Annotated in this window: 16 protein-coding genes; 9 read left to right on the forward strand and 7 right to left on the reverse strand. The window is 73.2% G+C overall.

The genetic code is table 11. The annotated features are described in order from the left end of the window. The first annotated feature begins 5 nt into the window (after positions 1 to 5). Positions 6 to 257 carry a hypothetical protein gene (locus tag ACZ6YG_RS11640; RefSeq protein WP_148032132.1) on the forward strand — a complete coding sequence of 84 codons (252 nt, stop codon included), beginning with the start codon at positions 6 to 8 and terminating at the stop codon, positions 255 to 257. Positions 258 to 298: 41 nt separating this feature from the next. Here ACZ6YG_RS11640 and ACZ6YG_RS11645 read toward each other — a convergent pair whose 3' ends face one another. From ACZ6YG_RS11645 to ACZ6YG_RS11665, 5 genes are all read right to left on the reverse strand, one after another. Beyond that, complete coding sequence (locus tag ACZ6YG_RS11645) at positions 299 to 1,267, reverse strand: MsnO8 family LLM class oxidoreductase (protein ID WP_466017936.1); 969 nt, start codon at positions 1,265 to 1,267, stop codon at positions 299 to 301. 35 nt (positions 1,268 to 1,302) lie between these two features. Continuing rightward, positions 1,303 to 2,307: a hypothetical protein gene (locus ACZ6YG_RS11650; RefSeq protein ID WP_466017937.1), complete on the reverse strand. Its 1,005-nt coding sequence runs from the start codon at positions 2,305 to 2,307 to the stop codon at positions 1,303 to 1,305. Next, complete coding sequence (locus tag ACZ6YG_RS11655) at positions 2,304 to 2,612, reverse strand: sigma factor-like helix-turn-helix DNA-binding protein (RefSeq protein WP_466017938.1); 309 nt, start codon at positions 2,610 to 2,612, stop codon at positions 2,304 to 2,306. Before ACZ6YG_RS11655 ends, ACZ6YG_RS11650 begins: the two co-directional genes overlap by 4 nt. 233 nt (positions 2,613 to 2,845) lie before the next feature. Continuing rightward, positions 2,846 to 3,796 carry an adenylate/guanylate cyclase domain-containing protein gene (locus ACZ6YG_RS11660; RefSeq protein ID WP_271279296.1) on the reverse strand — a complete coding sequence of 317 codons (951 nt, stop codon included), beginning with the start codon at positions 3,794 to 3,796 and terminating at the stop codon, positions 2,846 to 2,848. Positions 3,797 to 3,842: 46 nt separating this feature from the next. After that, positions 3,843 to 4,598, reverse strand: coding sequence for a FadR/GntR family transcriptional regulator (locus ACZ6YG_RS11665; RefSeq protein WP_148032128.1), 756 nt, complete (start codon positions 4,596 to 4,598; stop codon positions 3,843 to 3,845). 86 nt (positions 4,599 to 4,684) lie between these two features. On the opposite strand from ACZ6YG_RS11665, the gene ACZ6YG_RS11670 reads away from it, so the two are divergent. Genes ACZ6YG_RS11670 through ACZ6YG_RS11705 form a run of 8 tightly spaced genes read left to right on the forward strand, consistent with a single transcriptional unit; the run spans position 4,685 to position 13,606 of the window. Then, on the forward strand, positions 4,685 to 6,187 hold the full coding sequence (locus ACZ6YG_RS11670) for an ABC transporter substrate-binding protein (protein ID WP_148032127.1): 1,503 nt from the start codon (positions 4,685 to 4,687) through the stop codon (positions 6,185 to 6,187). Then, positions 6,184 to 7,131: an ABC transporter permease gene (locus ACZ6YG_RS11675; protein ID WP_148032126.1), complete on the forward strand. Its 948-nt coding sequence runs from the start codon at positions 6,184 to 6,186 to the stop codon at positions 7,129 to 7,131. Before ACZ6YG_RS11670 ends, ACZ6YG_RS11675 begins: the two co-directional genes overlap by 4 nt. Next, positions 7,128 to 7,961, forward strand: coding sequence for an ABC transporter permease (locus ACZ6YG_RS11680; RefSeq protein ID WP_466017939.1), 834 nt, complete (start codon positions 7,128 to 7,130; stop codon positions 7,959 to 7,961). Before ACZ6YG_RS11675 ends, ACZ6YG_RS11680 begins: the two co-directional genes overlap by 4 nt. Continuing rightward, a complete protein-coding gene (locus tag ACZ6YG_RS11685; protein ID WP_466017940.1) occupies positions 7,948 to 8,868 on the forward strand; it encodes an ABC transporter ATP-binding protein in 921 nt (306 codons plus the stop codon). The genes ACZ6YG_RS11680 and ACZ6YG_RS11685 overlap by 14 nt, the downstream gene beginning before the upstream one ends. Beyond that, complete coding sequence (locus ACZ6YG_RS11690; RefSeq protein WP_466017941.1) at positions 8,831 to 9,631, forward strand: ATP-binding cassette domain-containing protein; 801 nt, start codon at positions 8,831 to 8,833, stop codon at positions 9,629 to 9,631. Before ACZ6YG_RS11685 ends, ACZ6YG_RS11690 begins: the two co-directional genes overlap by 38 nt. Beyond that, the gene (locus tag ACZ6YG_RS11695) at positions 9,628 to 10,809 is read left to right on the forward strand and encodes a M20 family metallopeptidase (protein ID WP_466017942.1); all 1,182 of its coding nucleotides are present in this window, start codon (positions 9,628 to 9,630) and stop codon (positions 10,807 to 10,809) included. Before ACZ6YG_RS11690 ends, ACZ6YG_RS11695 begins: the two co-directional genes overlap by 4 nt. Continuing rightward, positions 10,806 to 12,155 (forward strand): P1 family peptidase, encoded by a 1,350-nt coding sequence (locus tag ACZ6YG_RS11700; protein ID WP_466017943.1) that lies wholly within the window; start codon positions 10,806 to 10,808, stop codon positions 12,153 to 12,155. Before ACZ6YG_RS11695 ends, ACZ6YG_RS11700 begins: the two co-directional genes overlap by 4 nt. Positions 12,156 to 12,178: 23 nt before the next feature. Then, positions 12,179 to 13,606 (forward strand): aldehyde dehydrogenase family protein, encoded by a 1,428-nt coding sequence (locus ACZ6YG_RS11705; protein ID WP_222708970.1) that lies wholly within the window; start codon positions 12,179 to 12,181, stop codon positions 13,604 to 13,606. A 39-nt stretch (positions 13,607 to 13,645) separates the two neighbouring features. Here ACZ6YG_RS11705 and ACZ6YG_RS11710 read toward each other — a convergent pair whose 3' ends face one another. Further along, positions 13,646 to 14,410, reverse strand: coding sequence for an SDR family NAD(P)-dependent oxidoreductase (locus ACZ6YG_RS11710; protein ID WP_466017944.1), 765 nt, complete (start codon positions 14,408 to 14,410; stop codon positions 13,646 to 13,648). Positions 14,411 to 14,423: 13 nt separating this feature from the next. After that, positions 14,424 to 14,966, reverse strand: a complete 543-nt coding sequence (locus ACZ6YG_RS11715) for a GNAT family N-acetyltransferase (RefSeq protein WP_271280291.1) — start codon at positions 14,964 to 14,966, stop codon at positions 14,424 to 14,426. Positions 14,967 to 14,993: the final 27 nt, after the last annotated feature.

Here is a 14,993-nt window from a genome sequence, read left to right on the forward strand (position 1 = left end):
CCACCATGTTCGTCACCTCTGCCCTTCCCGCACTCATGGAAACGATCGCCAGCCCTGAGGGCGTCGCGATGGCCCGCGGCCTCCTCTACCTCCTGGCCGTCCTCGCCGGCTGGACCGTGATCTCGGCCGTCCGCCGGCTCGGCAAGGTCGTCACCGCGCTCTTCCGCGCGTCCCTCATGGTCGTCGCGCTCGCCGCCGTCGGCACGGTCGCCGTCGTGCTCATCGCGCAGCTGGCGCTCATCCTGGAGCTCAGCTGACGGCCGTACGGTGAGATGGGCGCGAAGACGGCGCCCATCTCTCACGCCAGGGCGGCCAGCCGCCGGTACGACTCCAGGCGGTCGTCCAGGTCGTAGGTGTTCATCGTCACCAGGACCTCGTCGGCGCCCGTCACCGTCACCAGGTCGCGCAGCCGCGTCGCGACCTCGTCCGCCGTCCCGCTGATCTGGCCCTTGCGGGCGTCCTCCAGCAGCGCGCGCTCGCGCTCCGGCAGGTCCATCCGCAGGATCTCGCCCGGCGGGCGCAGCGGCGGGAACACGCCGCGTACCCGCGAGTGCGCCGTCGACCACGCCTCCGGCACCTGCAGCAGCGCCGCCCGCTCGGCGGTCTCGCCGACCGCGATGTTCGCCGCCACCATCACGTACGGCGCCGCGCTCCACTCCGACGGCCGGAACGCGGCCCGGTAACGGGCGGCGGCCCCGGCCGGGGCTCCGCCGCCGATCACCAGGGGGAGCCCGTGCGCGGCGGCGATGTCCGCGCCCGCGCCCATGGCCAGCACGAACACCTGCGGGCGCAGGCCCTCCGCCGGCAGCGCGTGCACCCCCGGGTACGCGTCCTGGGCGCCGGTGAAGAAGCCGAGCAGCTCCGCCAGCTGCCCGGAGAACCCGTCGGCGGCCTCCCTGCCCTGGCCGAGAGCCTTGCGGATGCCGCCGGTGAACCCCACCGACCGCCCCAGGCCCATGTCGATCCGCGCCGGGTGCAGCGACTCCAGCACGCCGAACTGCTCGGCCACCACCAGCGGCCGGTGGTTGGGCAGCATCACGCCGCCGGTGCCCACCCTGATGCGGGAGGTGGCCGCCGCGACGGCCGCCGCCAGCACAGTAGGCGCCGACCCCGCCACGCCGGGGACGCTGTGGTGCTCCGACACCCAGAACCGGTGGTAGCCGAGCTTTTCGGCCTCGCGGGCGAAGCGCACGGTGTCGCGCAGCGCCGACGCCGGCGACTGCCCCTGCCGGACCAGCGAACGGTCGAGGATCGAGAGCGGTGTCATATCCCGGTGCAACAAGGGCGGGCGGGAAATGGTTCCTACTCGCCGTAGAGCCCGATCGACCAGCGGACGGGGCGGTGGGGATGACCGCCGTCCACGGTGATCCGAGCGGTCACCACGACCCGCTCACCGGGCCGCGTCTTGTGCTCGCTCATCGCCAGCGGGAACGGGCCGGACCGCCACACGACGCAGCCGCTGCCGTGGCCCACCCCGCCGTCGACCGTGATCTCGAACCGGAGCCGCTCGGCGAGGTCGCCGGCGCAGATCTGGTCGAGGCCGAAGGACCGACCGGTGGCGTCGAACTCGAACCGCACGGTGTCGTCCGCCGGCCACATCCCGGTCCGCGCGTCGAGGAGCGGCCGGCCGCCGAGCCTGTCCGGCAGGTCCTTGACCGGCTCCGGCCGCACGGGCGCGTCCGGCGGCGTCCAGGCGTAGACGCCCAGCGTCCAGGTGCCCTCGGTCCGCGGCACGGGCCGGCACGTCCCACCCTGCACCACGCATGCCGTGCCGGTGGTGGTCGTGTCGAAGGTGACGCTCACCTCCCGGGCGCCGGTGGGCACCGTGAGCGGCTGGAGCGCCCGCCTGGCCGAGCAGCGGCCGAAGCCGGGGCCGCTGGAGCGGCCGTCGACCGCGACGCGCACGCCGGTGTTCACCTGGAGGTCGCCCTCGCACACGGCCGCCACGTCGAGCCGCTCGCCGGTGACCGGCACCCGCACCGTCGCCCGGTCCGCGCCGCCCGCCCGGATCGTGGTGACCGCCACGCGCCGGTACGCGGTGCCGTCCGGGGCGGTGAACCGCTCGGGCAGCTTCGCCGCCGGCCGCACGGCGACGGTGGTCTCCGGCTCCGCCGGGCCGGGCATGACCGCCGCACCCAGCACCACGGCTGCGGCCACCGCCGCCCCCGCCGCCACGCCGGCCGTCACCCGTCTGCCCAGCCGGGCCCTGCGGACGCGCGCCAGGACCTGCTCGTGGCGCGACGGATTCGCCGGAGAAGGGCCGTCGGCCCGCTCGCGCAGCGCCTCCCGGAGATCCTGAACGGTCATGACCGCAGCTCCTTCATGATCGACTCGTTCACCCGCAGCTTGGCCAGCGCCTTGGCCGTCTGGCTCTTGACGGTGCCGGTCCCGCAGCCGAGCAGCGCGGCCACCTCGGCCACCGGCAGGTCCTCGTAGAAGCGGAGCACGATCACCGCGCGCCACAGCTCCGCCCGCTCCCCGGCGTCGTCATCCCGTACGGGGAAGTCCGGCAGGCTCGCGCTGGGCACCTCGGCCCGCCACCTGCGGCGCCACCAGGAGGTGTAGGTGGTGACCAGGACGCGGCGGACGCGAAGTCCTGAAAAATGGCTCAATCCGTCACGGGATGCGCCTCCCCATCAGATCTAGTGAGGGGACTGCCTGGTTCACCCGGCAGGGGAATCGCTTCCCTGTTATGGTTTCTTTGTTCGAAACGGGCAGGGCTTGTCCGTCGCCTACCTCAGCAGGGGAAAGCGAGAAGCCGCTTCCTTCAGGAAGTGGAGGAGTCACCAGAGCGTTGCTGACGGTACAGACGCGGTGGGACGACGACCCGGTTGCCCGGCGGCGCTCAGGCGCGGGTCACGGTGAACGGGACCAGCTCGCCGAGACCCCGGACCGACAGCCGGTCCACCGCCCGGAGCTGGAACGCCCGGTCGTCCTCCAGCTCCTCGGCCGCCTGCGGGTCCGCCAGGATCGTCCCCGGCAGGGCCAGCGCGGTCAGGCGGCTGGCCAGGTTGACGGTCGTGCCGAAGACGTCGCCCATGCGCCACACCACCGGCCCGGCCGCCAGGCCCACCCGCAGCTCCGGCATGCCCCGGCCCTTGGCGTGCGTCTCCACCAGCCGCAGCCCGATGTCGGCGGCCACGTGCGACTTGTCGGCCACGAACAGCACCGAGTCGCCCAGCGTCTTGACCACCCGGCCGCCGTAGGAGGTGACGATGTCGGCCGAGCGGCCCTCGAACCTGTCGACCAGCGCGGCCAGCTCGGTCTCGGTGATCTGCCTGCTCAGCCTGGTGAACCCGACCAGGTCGGCGAACCCGACCGTGACCCGTACGGCGCTGAGGTCCTGGACGGCGAGCCGCCCCGCGGCGGCGGCGAGCTGGCGCCGCCAGGCGTAGACCAGCAGCCCGGTCAGGTCGGGCACCACCCGCTCGGCCCGCCGGCGCCACGCCCTGGGCCGCTCGGCCAGCGGCACCCCCGCCTGGTCGAGCTCCTCGGCGCCCAGCTCGGCCTGCGACTCGGCCAGCCGGGCCGTCGCCCTCCCGAGTGAGCGGGCGATCAGCAGCATGTGCTCCTCGTCGTAGAGGCCGTCGCTGACCATGCCGAGCAGGGTCCTGAGCGCCTCGACGTCGGAGTCGGTGAACTCCACCGCGTCGTCGGCCACGTTCGCGAAGCCGAGCGCCCGCCAGAACCGCCGCGCGCGGTAGACCGGCACCCCTGCCATCTCGGCCACCTGGTGGCTGGTGTAGCGGCGGGGCTCGCGCAGGAACGCCTCGGCCACCGACTCCTCCCCAGCCACGGCTGCAACATAACACTCTTTACCCGGATTGCGCCGCCGGCACCATTTACTCTTCCAGCAGTGCGCGCAGCGCGGGGCGCTCGTCGGCCGGGACGTAGTCGACGTAGTAGTCGTACATCGTCTCCCGCGACAGCCGGGCCGCCAGCGGCCCGTCGCCGGCGCGCACGGCGTCGAGCACCTCCTCGTGGTGCCGGATGCTGCGCCGCATGAGCGCCACCCGGTCGTCCGACGAGGCGATCTTGCCCGCTATCAGGTTGAGCACGATCGAGCGGACCACGCCGGTGCTGATCTCGATGAGCTTGTTGCGCGAGGCCCGCGCCACCGCGTCGTGGAAGGCCACGTCGGCGGCGCTGAACTCGTCGTAGCTGACCTCGGCGGCCCGGCGCATCCGCTCGATGGCCGCGTCCATCTCGGCGAGCTGCTCGTCGGTGCGCAGCCGCGCCGCGAGCAGGTTGGCCGACGCGTCCAGCACCATCCTGAACTGCACCAGCTCGCCCAGCGACAGCTCGTCCACCCGGGCGAGCGTGGTCATCGACTTGTGCAGCGCGGCGGGCGAGAACGGCTGCACCTCGGCGCCGTTGGGATCCCCGGGCCGCGACTGGACCAGCCCGCGCGCCTGCAGCACGCGCAGCGCCTCACGCACCGTGGAGCGGCTCACCGAGAACTGCGCCATGAGATCGCGCTCGCTCGGCAGCCGCTGGCCCGGCGTGAGCGCCCCCGTCTCGACGGCCTCCTCGATCTGCTCCACGATCCGCTCGTAAGCGCGTACGGTCCGCACCGGCTCGAACCGTGGACCACCCATTGAAGCCCCCTTGACCTGAGCCGTAGCGGACTGGCAATGTGCAGCCTACTGGTCAGACCAGTGCACTAGCCAGGAGGCTGAAGGACATGAGGCGAATCGGGACCTGGATCGCCGCGGGCGGTCTCCTGTTGAGCATCGCCGCCTGCGGCGGAGGCGGCGGATCCGAGACCGCGGGCGGCGAGCAGCAGGCCCCCCAGGCGCAGACGTTGTCGGTCGGGTTCGTGGCCGAGCCGGCCAACCTCGACTTCACCTCGACCGAGGGCGCCGCCATCCCGCAGGCGCTGCTGGTGAACGTCTACGAGGGCCTGGTCAAGCTCGACCAGGACGGCAAGATCGTCCCGCTGCTGGCCGAGAAGTGGGAGGTCTCGGACGATCTGAAGACCTACACCTTCACCCTGCGGCCTGACGTGAAGTTCACCAACGGCGCGGCCTTCACCGCCGACGACGTGGTCTTCTCGTTCGAGCGGCTGAAGAGCGACTGGAAGCTGAAGATCACCTCCCAGCTCGACGTGGTGGAGAAGGTGGAGAAGAAGGACGACGCCACCGCGGTCGTCACGCTCTCCAAGCCGAGCAACAGCTTCCTCTACACGATCGCCACCCGGCTCGGCGCGATGTTCAGCCGCACCGGCGTCTCCGACCTGGCCAACACCCCTGTCGGCACCGGCCCGTACAAGCTGGGCGAGTGGCGGCGCGGCGACCACATCCGCCTCGACTCCAACGACGGCTACTGGGGCACCAAGCCGCAGATCGGGTCCGTGACGCTGAAGTACTTCAAGGACGCCACGGCGATGAACAACGCGCTGCTGACCGGCGGCATCGACGTCATCTCCGCGGTCCAGGCGCCCGAGTCGCTGCAGCAGTTCGCCGACCCCAACCGGTTCGAGACCATCGAGGGCACCACCAACGGCGAGGTCGTGCTGTCCATGAACAACGGCCGGCCGCCGTTCGACGACAAGAAGGTGCGCCAGGCCGTCCGCCACGCCATCGACCACCAGGCGCTGCTCGACACCGCCTGGGCCGGGCGCGGCCAGCTGATCGGCTCGATGGTGCCGCCGACCGACCCGTGGTACGAGGACCGCACCGGCGACTACCCGTACGACGTCGCCAAGGCCAAGGAACTGCTGGGCGGCAAGACGTACGACGTGAAGATGCGCATCCCGAACCTGCCGTACGCGGTCGCCAGCGCGCAGGTCGTCAAGTCGCAGCTGGCCCAGGTCGGCATCAACGCCGAGATCGAGCCGCTGGAGTTCCCGGCCCGCTGGCTGGACTCGGTGTTCACCAAGGCCGACTACGACCTGTCGATCATCAACCACGTCGAGCCCCGCGACATCCGCATCTTCGCCGACAAGTCCTACTACTTCCGCTACGACAACCCCGAGTTCGGCAAGCTGCTCGCCGCCGCCGACGAGGGCACCGAGCAGGAGCAGACCGACAACTACAAGGCGGCGGCCAAGCTGCTGTCCGAGGACGCCGCGGCCGACTTCCTGTTCGGCTTCCCGAACCTGATCGTGGCGAAGAAGGGCGTGACCGGCCTGCCGAAGAACGCCATCTCCGAGTCCTTCGACTTCACCGGTCTCGCCAAGCAGTGATCCTGTACCTGCTGAAGAGGGCCGCGGTGTTCGTCCTGAGCGCCGCGGTCGCCGGTGTGCTGGTGTTCTCGTTCATGGCCGTGCTGCCGGGCGACCCCGCCGAGGTGGCGCTGGGCGTGAACGCGACCCCCGAGGCGGTGGCCGAGCTGCGCGAGCAGTTCGGCACCGACCGGCCGGCGGCGGCCCAGTTCTTCGACTGGTTCGGCGGGCTGGCCACCGGCGACTTCGGCACCTCGTACGTGACCAGCTCCCCGATCGGGGAGCAGATCAACGACCGGCTGGGCGTCACCGCCGTGCTGGTGGGCGGCGGGATGCTCGTGGCCCTGCTGATCGCGGTGCCGGCCGGCACGTTCGCCGCCGTGCACCACCGCAACCCGCTCGGCGTCGCCATCAGCGCCTTCAGCCAGGTGGGCATCGCGATCCCGGCGTTCCTGGCGGGCATCCTGCTGGTGTTCGTGTTCGCGGTGCAGGCCCAGGTGCTGCCGTCGGGCGGCTACGTGCCGCTGGCCGAGGACCCCGTCGAGTGGTTCCGCGGTCTGCTGCTGCCGTGGCTGTCGCTCGGCCTCGTGCAGGGCGCGGTGCTCACCCGCTACGTCCGCTCCGCCGTGCTGGACGTGATGCGCGAGGACTTCCTGCGCACCGCCCGCGCCAAGGGACGCGGCCGGATGGGCGCGCTGTGGCGGCACGGGCTGCGCAACGCCTCCGTCCCGGTGGTGACCGTGCTCGGCCTGCAACTGGCCACGCTGCTCATCGGCGCGGTCGTGGTGGAGCGGGTGTTCGTCATCCCCGGCCTGGGCGACCTGCTGCTGAACGCCGTCGCGGGCCGCGACCTGCTGCTCGTCCAGGGCGTCGTCATGGTCCTGGTGCTGGCCGTCCTGCTGATCAACTTCCTGGTCGACGTGGCCTACGCGGCGCTCGACCCCCGGCTGCGGGGGGCACGATGAAGGGCCGGCTGAACGCGAGCCTCGTCAGCGGCGCCGTCCTCGTCGGGCTGGTCGTGGCGATGGCGCTGGTGTCGTTCGTGTGGACGCCGCACGACCCGGTGCTCGTCGACGCGGGCAACAAGCTGCACGGCCCCGGCGACGGCTACCTGCTGGGCGCCGACAAGTTCGGCCGCGACACCTTCAGCCAGCTCATGGTGGGCGCGCGCACCACCCTCTACGTCGGCATCGTGGCCGTCGGCATCGCCGCGCTGATCGGCACGCCGCTCGGCGTGATCGCCGGCATGACCCGCTGGCGCTGGCTGTCGGAGCTCGTCATGCGGGCCAACGACCTGGTGTTCGCGTTCCCCGCGCTGCTGCTGGCCGTCATGCTCGGCGCCGTGTACGGGGCCGGCACGCTCACCGCGATGATCGCCATCGGGGTGGCGACGGTGCCCGCCTTCGCCCGGGTCGCCCGCGCCGCGACCATGCAGGTCATGGTGACCGACTACATCCTCGCCGCCCGCGCCGCCGGCCGCCGCCGCCTTCCCGTGGCGTTCCGGCACGTGCTGCCGAACATCGGCTCGATGCTGATCGTGCAGGCGTCGGTGTCGTTCGCCATCGCCATCCTGGCCGAGGCCGCGCTGTCGTTCCTCGGCTTCGGCACCCGCCCGCCCACCCCGTCGTGGGGGCGCATGCTGCAGGAGTCGCAGGAGCTGCTGTTCTCCACGCCGCGCCTGGCCCTGTGGCCCGGCCTGGCCATCGCGCTGGCCGTGCTCGGCTTCAACGTGCTCGGCGACGGCCTGCGCGACTACCTCGACCCCAAGCTCAGGAGGATCCGTGCTGAGCGTTGAGGGCCTCACCGTGCGGGCGCACGCGGCCGAGCTCGTGCACGACGTGTCGTTCCGGATCGGGCCCGGCGAGCGGGTCGGCCTCATCGGCGAGTCCGGCTCCGGCAAGTCGCTGACCGCGCTGTCGCTGATGGGCCTGCTGCCCGAGGGCGTCACCGCCGCCGGGCGGGCCCGCCTGCGCGACCGCGACCTGGTCGGCGTGCCCGAGGCGCGGCTGAAGGACCTGCGCGGCCGGGCCATGTCCATGGTGTTCCAGGAGCCGATGACCGCGCTCAACCCGCTCATGCGGGTCGGCGCCCAGGTCGCCGAGGTCATGACCCTGCACGGGAAGCCACGCGAGCAGGCCCGCGCCCGCGCCGTCGAGCTGCTCGGCCGGGTCCGCCTGCCCAGCCCCGAACAGGTCGCGCGCGCCTACCCGCACCAGCTCTCCGGCGGCCAGCGCCAGCGCGTCATGCTCGCCATCGCCCTCGCCAACGAGCCCGAGCTGCTCATCTGCGACGAGCCCACCACCGCGCTCGACGTCACCGTGCAGAAGCAGATGCTCGACCTCATCGCCGAGGTGGCGCCCGCGCTGCTGTTCATCACCCACGACCTGGCCGTGGTCGCCTCCGTCTGCGAGCGCGTCCTGGTCATGTACGGGGGACGCGTCGTGGAGAGCGGCCCGATCCGCGAGGTGTTCACCAGGCCCCGCCACCGCTACACCGAAGGACTGCTGGCCGCCTCCAAGCTGACGCCGCGCGGCACCCGCCTGCCCACGATCAAGGGCAGCGTCCCGCCCGCCGGCCGGTTCCCCGGCGGATGCGTCTTCCGCAACCGTTGCCCGCACGCCGACGTGACGTGTGAGAAAGTCCCGGCGCTGACAGGAGAGGGCCATGCCCACGCATGCTGGCACCCCGCTGATCGAGGTTAGCCACCTCACCCGCGTCTACCAACGGCCCCGCACCTCGCTCACCAAGCCGGGCGGAGCCGTGCACGCGCTGCGCGGCGTGTCGCTGACCGTGCACAAGGGCGAGCGGTTCGGCATCGTCGGCGAGTCCGGCTCCGGCAAGTCCACGCTGCTGCGGCTGCTGTGCGGGCTCGACAAGCCCACCGCCGGCTCCATCCGGTTCGACGGCCAGGAGATCACCGGCCTGCCCGAACGGCGGCTGCGCTTCCTGCGCCACAGCCTGCAGATCGTGTTCCAGGACCCGATGAGCTCGCTCGACCCGCGCATGCGCGTCCGCGACCTGGTCGCCGAGCCGCTCGTCGCGCTCGGCGAGCCCGTCGGCGGCCGGGTGGCCGAGCTGCTCGACGAGGTCGGGCTGCCCGCCTCCGCCGCCGACCGCTACCCGCACCAGTTCTCCGGCGGCCAGCGCCAGCGCATCGCCATCGCCCGCGCGCTCGCCCCCCGGCCCAAGGTGCTCGTCGCCGACGAGCCCGTCAGCGCGCTCGACGTGTCCGTACGCGGGCAGATACTCAACCTGATGGCCGACCTCGTCGACGAGCACGGCCTCACTCTCGTCTTCGTCTCGCACGACCTGTCCGTCGTCCGCCACGTGTGCGAGACGGTCGCCGTCATGAACGACGGTGAGATCGTGGAGACCGGCGCCGTCGACGACATCTGGATCGAGCCGAGCCACCCCTACACACGGGCGTTGCTGCGGGCCGTACCCACCCTGGAGGGATTGCTGTGATCGAAGTGGACGCGCAGGGCGTCGTCGAGTTCACCCGGGCGCTGGTCCGCGTCCCGAGCACCAACGACCCGGCGCGCGGCCGCAACGAGCAGCCCGCCGCCGGCCTGGTGGCCGCCAGGATGCGCGAGTGGGGCTGGGAGCCGGTCGTGTACGAGGCCGCCCCCGGCAGGCCGAACGTGGTCGCCGTGGTCGAGGGCGGCGGCGGCGACGGGCCCACCCTGATGTTCGAGGGCCACACCGACGTCGTCACCGAAGGCGACCTGTCGGAGTGGACCGTGGATCCGTTCGGCGGCGAGATCCGCGACGGCAAGCTGTGGGGGCGCGGCAGCGCCGACATGAAGTCCGGCCTGGCCGCCACGCTCTACGCCACCCGCGCGCTGCAGCTCGCTGGACCGTTCCCGGGACGGATCAAGGTGTGCGCGCTGGCCGACGAGGAAGGGCTCATGATCGGCGCCCACCACTTCGTCGACCAGGGCCTGGCCGCCGACGTCGACGGCGCCATCGTGGCCGAGCCCGAGGCCGGCGAGATCTGCGCCGTCGCCAAGGGCGCGCTGCGGCTGCGCGTCGACTTCACCGGCAAGATGGCGCACGGCGCGATGCCGCAGCACGGCCGCAACCCCGTCCAGGCCGTCGGCGCGCTGCTCACCGGCCTGCGCGAGCTCCAGGCCGAGCTGCAGAAGCGCTTCCCCGCCCACGAGCACCTGGGCGAGGTGTACGTGACCCCGACCGTGGTCCGGGCCGGCAGCGAGGAGCAGGTCAACGTCATCCCCGCCACCGCGTCCGTCTTCGTCGACGTGCGCACCATCCCCGGCGTCGGCCACCAGGACGTGGCCGGCCGGGTGGCCGAGCTGGCCGCCTGGGACGGGATCGCGTCCGAGGTGAGCATCCTGGTGGACCGGCCGCCGGTGGACGTGCCCGTCTCCGACCCGGTGGTGGCCGCGCTGGCCGCCGCGCACCGCGACGTCACCGGCGAGGAGCCCGTCTACGGCGGCGTCCCCGGCTCCACCGACGGCACCGTGCTCACCCACTGGGGCGGCGTCCCTTCCGTCGTGTACGGTCCGGGCGGCAAGTGGATCGCCCACCAGGCGGACGAGTACGTCGAGGTGGACGAGATCGTCCGCTGCACCCGGGTGTTCGCCGAGGCGGCCAGGCGCTTCCTCACCCGGAACCTGACGTGACACCGGGTGTCACCAACTCCCTGCTGGACGTGGCCGGCCTGCGCGTCGGCCACCACCACAGGGCGGGCGGCGGCTACCGGACCGGCACCACCGTCGTGCTGGCCCCCTCGGGCGGCATGGTCGCCGGGGTCGACGTCCGCGGCGCCGCCCCCGGCACCCGCGAGACCGAGCTCCTCGACCCGCGCAACCTCGTGGAACGCGTCCACGCCATCGTCCTGACCGGCGGCAGCGCGTACGGCCTCAGCGCGGCCTGCGGCGTCATGTCCCGCCTCGCCGACGCCGGCGTGGGCTTCCCCGTCGAGGGCGGCGTCGTCCCCATCGTCCCCGCCGCCGTCATCTACGACCTCGGCCGCGGCGGCGCCTTCCGCGCCACCCCGGACGCCGCCTTCGGCGAAGCCGCCCACGACGCCGCCCTCCACCCCGCTCCCTCTCTCACGGCGACCCCGGCCACCGGCGTCAAGCCGGCCCGCCCGGCCGCCCCCGTCACGGGCCACGGCACCCTGCACGCCGCGCCCGGCGCTTCTCCCTCGGCGCGCGCCTCCTCGGCCGCCGACGTCGAGCCGGCCGGTACGAGCGGTGTCGCGCCTGCCGGCCCCGCCGGTGGTCCGTACGCGGCGTCAGGTGGCGCTGCTGTGTCCGCGCGGGGCTCCTTCACCTCGGCCTCGGCCGCCGATGGCGAGGCGGGCGCCGCGTCTGGAGGGGCGTGCGGGGAGAGCGCGGCGGGGCATGTGAGCGGGTCCGTCGGCGCGGGCGCGGGTGCGGTGGCCGGAGGGCTGGCCGGCGGGGTGGGGACCGCGAGCGTGGTCCTGCCCTCCGGGGCCACCGTCGCCGCGCTGGCTGTGGTGAACGCCGCCGGGTCGGTGCTCGATCCAGGAAGCGGCGCCCTGGCCGGGGCCAGGTACGGGCTGCCTGGGGAGTTCGACCACCTGCGGGAGCCGAGCGCCGAGGAGACCGCCGCGTGGCGGCCGTCCGGGGTGACCTCGCTGAACACCACGATCGGCGTCGTCGCCACCGACCTGACGCTCACCAAGGCGCAGTGCGCCAAGCTGGCCGCGGTCGCGCACGACGGCCTGGCCCGCGCCATCCGCCCCGCGCACACCATGGTCGACGGCGACACGATCTTCGCCGTCGCCACCTGCGCCCTGCCCGAGCCGGGCGGCGAGCAGCGGGTGTTCGGGGAGCGGGCCGGGGAGGACGAGCCGCCGGGCGCCGAGCTGCACGACCTGCTCGCCGCCGGGGCCGACGTGTTCAGCCGGGCCGTGGCGCACGCCGTGCTGGCCGCCACCGGCAGGGAGGGCGCGCCGGCCTATCTCGACGTGTTCCCGAGCGCGATGCGTACGTCATGAAACACACCAAGGGGGATCAAAGCGTGAAATATCAGGATGCGTGGCCGTCCGGGCTGCCCATCGGCGACGGATGGGTCGAACCGGCCGCCGAAGCCGACGTGATCTTCCCGTACGACGGCTCGGTGGTGATGCCCGCCCCCGTCGGGGACGTGAAGCTGGCCGCGCGGGCGGTCGAGGAAGCGCTCGCGGTCGCGCCCGCGATGGCGGCGCTGCCGTCGCACGCCCGCCGCCGCGCCCTCATGGCCGCCCACGACGCGCTGGCCGAGCGGCGCGAGGAGGTCGAGCGGCTGCTCGTGCTGGAGACCGGCAAGCCGCTCGTCGACTGCCGGGTCGAGGTGGCGCGCACCCTGGTCACGCTGGTCACGGCCGCTGAGGAGGTGGCCAGGTTGCACGGCGAGACCGTGCCGCTGGACCTGCTGCCCGCGGGGGAGGGCCTGATCGGGTTCTGGACGCGGCGGCCGATCGGGGTGGTGGTCGGCATCACCGGGTTCAACTACCCGCTGCTGCTGGCCGCCCACAAGATCGCGCCCGCGGTGGCCGCCGGGTGCCCGGTGATCGTCAAGCCCGCCCCGGCGACGCCGCTGGCCACGCTCTGGCTGGTGCACCTGCTGCGCGAGTCCGGCGCGCTGCCGCCGGCGGCGGTGCAGCTCGTCACCGGCGACGTCGAGGTGGGCCGGACGCTGGTCGAGGACCGGCGGATCGGCGCCGTCTCGTTCACCGGCTCGGCCGCGGCCGGGCACGCCATCGCCCGCAACGCCGCCCCCACGAAGGTGCTGCTCGAACTCGGCTCGAACGCCGCCCTCGTGGTGGCCGCCGACGCCGACCTGGAGGCCGCCGCCGACGCGGTGGTGCGCGGCGGCTACTACGCCTCCGGCCAGGCGTGCATCTCGGTGCAGCGGGTGCTCGTCGAGGAGCCGGTGGCGGCGCGGTTCCGGGAGCTGCTGGCCGCACGGATGAAGGACGTGGTGGTGGGCGACCCGCGGCTGCCCGAGACCCGGGTGGCGCCGCTCATCGACCCGGCCGCCTCCGACCGGGTGCTCGACTGGGTCGCCTCCTCCGGGGCCGAGGTGGTGACGGGCGGCGTGCGCGACGGCCGCGCCATCGCGCCCACGCTGCTGGCCGGCGTGCCCGACGGGGCCGCCGCCTGGGACGAGGAGATCTTCGGCCCCGTCGTGTGCGTGCGCCCGGTGCCCGACCTGGAGGCCGCCTTCGCCGCGGTCAACGCCTCCCGGTACGGGCTGCACGCCTCCGTGTTCACCCGCTCGCTGGCCACCGCCTTCGCCGCGATCGAGCGGATCGAGGCCGGGGGAGTGGTGGTCAACGAGGTGCCGGGCTTCCGTGCCGACAACATGCCGTACGGGGGCGTCAAGGACTCCGGCGTCGGCCGGGAGGGCCCGCGGTTCGCGATCGAGGAGCTCACCGTGACCCGGATGGCCATCATCCGCCCCTGAGGACGGATGACGGGCGTCCGGCGGGCTCCTGGTCCGCCGTCAGTTGGGCGGGTCGAAGCGGCCGTCCACCGCCGTCCAGCCGCCGTCGACGTACAGCACCGAGCCGGTCACGAAGCTGGCGGCGTCGCCGGCCAGGTAGACGACCGCGCCCGCCAGCTCCTCGGCGGTGGCCCAGCGGCCCAGCGCGCTCTTGGCCGCGTACGCCCCGTACCAGCCGGGGTCGTCCTTGATCTGCTTGGTGAGCGGCGTCTCCACCACGCCGGGCGCGATCGCGTTCACCCGCACCCCGTGCGGCCCGAACTCGGCCGCCGCGGTGCGCAGCAACTGCACCAGCCCGGCCTTGGTGGCCGAGTAGACGCCCTGGCCGGGCTCGGTGACGGCGGCGCGGATGGAGGCGAAGCCGATGATGGACCCGCGGCCGCGCGCCACCATGCCCGCGCCGAACGCGCGGACCACCTCGAACGAGGCCTTCAGGTTGAGGTCGACGACCCGCTGGAACTCCTCGGCCGTGTAGTCCAGCAGCCGCTTGCGCACGTTGGTGGCCGCGGTGAACACCACCACGTCCGCCTCAAGCTCGGCGCCCGCGGCGTGCACGGCCGCGCCGTCCAGCACGTCGAGCGCCAGGGACGTGCCCCCGCAGCGGGACGCCGTCTCCTCGGCGGAGGGCAGGTCGCGGTCCGCGCACACCACCGTCGCGCCGTGCGCGGCCAGCGCCAGCGCCGCCTCCCTGCCGATGCCGCTGCCCGACCCGATGACCACCGCACGCCGCCCGTCCAGGCGGAACAACCCCTCGTATGCCTTCATGGCAGCACCTTAGTCACTGGTCAGACCAGTGCACCAGGTGGTGTCGCGCCTCCCACTCCTCCCGGAGCAGCTCGTACTCGACCTCGCCCTGCTCCGCGCCGTCGATCGGGTCCTCCCAGTCCTCCCAGAAGGTGCGTACGTGCCGCAGCCCGCACTTCTCCATGACCCGGCGCGAGCCCAGGTTCACCGCCATCGTCTGGGCGTAGACGCGGCGCGCGCCCAGCTCGGCGAACGCCCGCTCGATCAGCCGCAGCGACCCCTCGGTCGCGTACCCGCGTCCCCAGGACTCCCGGCGCAGCCGGTAACCCAGCTCCAGCTCGCCCTCGCCGCCCGGCCGCAGGTGGAACCAGCCGATGAAGGCGCCGGTGCGCCGCTCCTCGGCGGCGAAGAACCCCGACGCCATGAACCGGGGGAGCGTCTCGCGCACGATCGTCTCGCGCGGCGTCGGCCTGCCGCCGTTGAGGAAGCGCATGACGTCGCGGTCGTTGTGCAGGCGGACGAGCTCGCCGGCGTCGTCCATCGTGAAGGGGCGCAGGATGAGGCGTTCCGTGTCCATCCGGCACACGGTAATCGCCGGTCCCGC

Source organism: Nonomuraea sp. NPDC054003, assembly GCF_055585125.1.